The following is a 4,939-nucleotide window of genomic DNA, read 5'->3' as shown; positions in this document are numbered from 1 at the left end:
GGTGTGGAGGTTGATTGGGGGGCCGCGTTCGATGCGCGGGGGGCACGGCGGACGGAACTGCCGACGTATCCCTTCCAACACCAGCACTACTGGCTGAGGCCGGAACGCGCCGAGGGCGACGTCTCCTCCGCCGGCCTCACCCCGTCCGCGCACCCGCTCCTCGGCGCCGCCGTGGACCTGCCCGGAACCGGCGGCGTCGCCTTCACCGGCCGCTGGTCGACGCGCACCCACCCCTGGCTGGCCGACCACGCCGTATGGGGCACCGCCCTGCTGCCCGGCACCGGCTTCGTCGACCTGGTCCTCACCGCCGGCGCCGAGGCCGACTGCGGGGCCCTCGAAGAACTCGTCATCGAGGCACCCCTCATCCTCCCCGAGGACGGCGGCGTCCAGGTCCGCGTCGAACTCGCCGCACCCGACGAGTCCGGCCGCCGCGCCGTCTCCGTCCACTCCCGACCCGAGGGCGACGAAACCGACTGGACCCGCCACGCCACCGGCACGCTCCTCCCCGAGGACCTCGACTCCTTCGAGCCCACCCTCGCCTGGCCACCGGCCGGCGCCACCCCCGTACCCGTGGACGTCGAGTCCGTGTACGCGGGCCTGGCCGAACGCGGCTACGAGTACGGCCCCGCCTTCCAAGGACTGCGCGGGGTGTGGACCCGCGACGACGAGATCTTCGCCGAGGTCGCGCTGCCCGGACCGCAGCAGGAGGACGCGGGACGCTTCTCCCTGCACCCCGCCCTCCTCGACGCCTCGCTGCACGCCCCCCTGATCCACGGCACCGGTCTGCCGCGACTGCCCTTCTCCTGGAACGGCATCACCCTGTGGACCCGCGGAGCCTCCCGCCTGCGGGCCCACTTCGTCCCCGCCGGCGAGGAGACCTGGCAGGTCACGGTCACCGACCAGAAGGGCGCGCCCGTAGCGCGCATCGACGCCCTCATCGGACGTCAGGTGACCCGGGAACAGCTCGCCGGAGCCCGGCTGGCCCGCGAGACCGGCTCCTCCCGGCTGGACGACTGGGTCTACGGCACGACCTGGATCCCGGCGGACACCACGGACCCGGCAGCCGCGCCCACCGGCACCTGGCTGGTCGCCGTACCCGCCGACCGCACGGACGACACCACCGTCACCGCGTGCCTCGCCGCCCTCGGCGACCGGGGCGCCCACGTCGTACCGCTGCCCGTCGGCGGACCGGACCGCGACACGCTCACCGGCCTCCTCACCCGCACGGTGAACGACGCGGTGACCGACGGCGACCCCCTCACGGGCGTCCTGTCCCTGCTCGCCCTCGACGAGACCGACCACCCCGGCCTCCCCGGAGTCACCGGCGGCCTGGCGGCGACGCTCGCCCTGGTCCAGGCGCTCGGCGACGCCGGCGTCGAGGCACCGCTCTGGCTCGCCACCCAGGAAGCCGTCGCCACCTCCGGCACCGACCCGGTGCACGGCGCCGGCCAGGCCGCCCTGTGGGGACTCGGCCAGGCCGCCGCGCTCGAACACCCCGGCCGCTGGGGCGGACTGGTCGACCTCCCCGCCACCCTCGACACCGCGACGGTCACCCTGCTCGCCACGGTGCTCGGCGGCGGCAGCGGCGACGAGGACCAGCTCGCCCTGCGCGACGGCACCCTCCTCACCCGCCGCCTGGAGCGGACACCGCTCCACCGGCCGCAGCCGGACGAGACACCCTGGCGGCCCACCGGCACCGTACTGATCACCGGCGGCACCGGAGCCCTCGGCGGGCACGTCGCCCGCCGGATGGCCGCGGCCGGCGCCGGACACCTGGTCCTCGTCGGCCGCCGCGGCACCGACACACCGGGCGTCGCGGACCTGACCGCGGAACTCACCGGGACCGGCGCCCGGGTCACCGTGGCCGCCGTCGACGTCACCGACCGGCAGGCCCTGGCGGACCTGCTGGCGCAGCTGGCGTCGGACGGCGACCCGGTCCGCACGGTGGTCCACGCCGCCGGAGTCAACGGCTTCGGCACCCTGCAGGAGACGACGCTCGACGACTTCGGCGCCGTCGTGTCGGCCAAGGCGGCGGGCGCGGCCCACCTCGACGCACTGCTCGGCGACACCCCCCTGGACGCTTTCATCGTCTTCTCGTCCATCGCGGGAGTCTGGGGCAGCGGCGGCCAGAGCGCCTACTCCGCGGGCAACGCCCACCTGGACGCCCTCGCCCTGCGCCGGCGGGGCCAGGGCCGGACCGCCACCTCCGTCGCCTGGGGCGCCTGGGCCGGCGGCGGCATGGTCGACGCCGCCTCGGCACCGCGGCTGCGCCGCCAGGGCATCGAGACCGTACACCCCGAACTGATGCTGACCGCTCTGGACCGCGCCCTGACGGGCGGTCAGAGCGGCCTCACCGTCGCCCGCATCGACTGGAAGAGGTTCCACGCGGCGTTCACCGCACCCCGGCCCTCCGCACTCCTCCAGGGCGTGCCCGAGGTCCGCCGCCTCGCGGTGGCCGAAGCCCGCGCCAGGCGCGCCGACCTCGCCACGGCCGGCTCCCTGCGCGAGCGCCTGGCCGGTCTGGAGGAGAGCGCCCGCGACGGAATCCTGCTCGACCTGGTCCGCGCGGAGACCGCCGTCGTCCTCGGCCACCAGGACGCGCACGCCGTCCACCCGGACCGCGCCTTCCAGGAACTGGGCTTCGACTCGCTCACCGCCGTCGAACTGCGCAACAGGCTGTCCGCGGCCACCGGCCTGCGCCTGCCCGCCACCCTGCTCTTCGACCACCCGACGCCGGCCGTGCTCGTCGCCCACCTGCGCGAGGCGCTCGACCCCGAGGGCGGCCCCGCCGTGCACCGGGCGGTCGCCGAGCTCGAGAAGCTCAAGGCCGCGCTCGCCTCCGTACCCGACGACCGGGCGGTCCGCGCCCAGGTCACCGCCGCCCTGCAGGTCCTGCTGGCCAAGTGGTCCCCGGACACCGGCCGGGACGAAGCGGACGACGACCTCGACTCGGTCACCGACGACGAGGTCTTCGACATCATCGACAACGAGTTCAACGAGTTCACCGCTTCCTGACGCCCTCGCGCCTGCCGCTCCGCCGCCCGCCCGCCGTCAGAAGTCTTTCTCTAGGAGCTGACCTTCACCGTGTCCGACGACAAGAAGTACCGCGAATACCTCAACAAGGCCGTCGCCACCGCCCGCCAGGCGACCCGCCGGCTGCGCGAGGTCGAGGAGAAGGCGTGGGAACCCATCGCCATCGTCGGTATGGCCTGTCGTCTGCCGGGAGGAGTGACCTCCCCCGAGGACCTCTGGCGGCTGGTGGCCGACGGCGTCGACGGCATCACCCCCTTCCCGGCCGACCGGGGCTGGGACCTGGCGGGCATGTACGACCCCGACCCCGACGCCCCGGGCAAGTCCTACGTCCGTGAGGGCGGCTTCCTCGACGACGTGGCCGGTTTCGACGCGCCCTTCTTCGGGATCTCCCCGCGCGAGGCGCTGGCGATGGACCCGCAGCAGCGGCTGCTCCTGGAGACCTCCTGGGAGGTCTTCGAGCGGGCGGGCATCGACCCCGCCTCACTGCGCGGACGCAGGATCGGCCTCTACACCGGCGTCATGCACCACGACTACGCCCCGCGCGTACGCCAGGTCCCCGAGGACCTCGAGGCGTACCTCGGCCGCGGCAGCACCGGCAGCTTCGCCTCGGGCCGCGTCTCGTACACCCTCGGCATCGAGGGCCCCTCGGTGACGGTCGACACCGCCTGCTCCTCGTCGCTGGTCGCCATCCACCTCGCCGTCCAGTCCCTGCGCACCGGCGAGTCGGAGATGGCGCTGGCGGGCGGCGCCGCCGTGATGGCCGACAGCAAGATGTTCGTGGAGTTCTCCCGCCAGCGCGGCCTCTCCCCGGACGGCCGGTGCCGCGCCTTCGCCGCCGGCGCCAACGGCACCGGCTTCTCCGAAGGGGTGGGCGTCCTGCTGCTGGAGCGGCTGTCGGACGCGCGCCGCAACGGTCACGAGGTCCTGGCGGTCGTGCGCGGCAGCGCCGTGAACCAGGACGGCGCGTCCAACGGCCTGACCTCGCCCAACGGCCCCTCCCAGCGCGAGGTGATCCGGCAGGCGCTGGAGAACGCCCGGCTGTCTCCCGCGGACGTCGACGTGGTGGAGGCGCATGGCACCGGCACCTCCCTCGGCGACCCGATCGAGGCGCAGGCCCTCCTCACCACCTACGGCCAGGAGCGGCCCGACGACGGCCGCCCGCTGTGGCTGGGGTCGCTGAAGTCCAACATCGGTCACGCCCAGTCGGCCGCGGGTGTGGCGGGTGTGATCAAGATGGTGCAGGCGATGCGGCACGGTGTGCTGCCGAAGACGCTGCACGTGGACGCTCCGACGCCCGCGGTGGACTGGTCGGCGGGTGCGGTGGAGCTGCTGACGGAGGCGCGGGAGTGGCCGGAGCGCGACCAGCCGCGGCGTGCCGGGGTGTCCTCCTTCGGGCTCAGCGGCACCAACGCCCACATCGTCATCGAGTCCGCGAAGCCCGTGCCGTCCGTGCCGTCCGCGGAGCCCGCGTTCGAGGTGTCCGCGTCCGCGACGTCCGGCTCGGCGGACCCCGAAGCCGAGGCGTCCGGCGCACCCGGCGCGTCCACCGGATCCACGCGGACGGCCGCCGGACGGGCCGTGCCGCGGGGCGTGGTGCCGCTGGCCCTGTCCGGAAAGACCCCCGAAGCCCTGCGTGCCCAGGCGCGGCAGCTCGCGGCGTTCCTGGAGGACCGGCCCGGGGCCGTACTGCACGATGTCGCGCTCTCCCTGTCCTCACGCACTGTGTTCGATCATCGGGGTGTGGTGGTGGCGGGTGGTCGTGAGGAGGCTGTGGAGCGTCTGGCTGTGTTGGGTGAGAGTGCTTCGGTGTCGCCTGTTGTTTCGGGTGGTTCGGGGGTGGTGTTCGTGTTTCCGGGTCAGGGTGGGCAGTGGGTGGGGATGGCGTTGGGGTTGTTGGCGGAGTCGG

At 74.3% G+C, this 4,939-nt stretch carries 2 protein-coding genes; both read left to right on the top strand.

Annotated elements, in window-relative coordinates; genetic code table 11:
* The coding region (locus ACZ5FU_RS34930; protein ID WP_451782121.1) for an SDR family NAD(P)-dependent oxidoreductase at nucleotides 1-3,015 on the top strand (3,015 nt) is incomplete at its 5' end.
* Between the two features lie 69 nt (nucleotides 3,016-3,084).
* On the top strand, nucleotides 3,085-4,939 hold a 1,855-nt coding region (locus ACZ5FU_RS34925; protein WP_451782119.1), incomplete at its 3' end, for a type I polyketide synthase.

It is taken from the genome of Streptomyces sp. NPDC031554 (assembly GCF_055580685.1).
The sequence above is the reverse complement of the archived record's forward strand: the minus strand, read 5'-3'. Positions and strand labels throughout refer to the sequence as shown.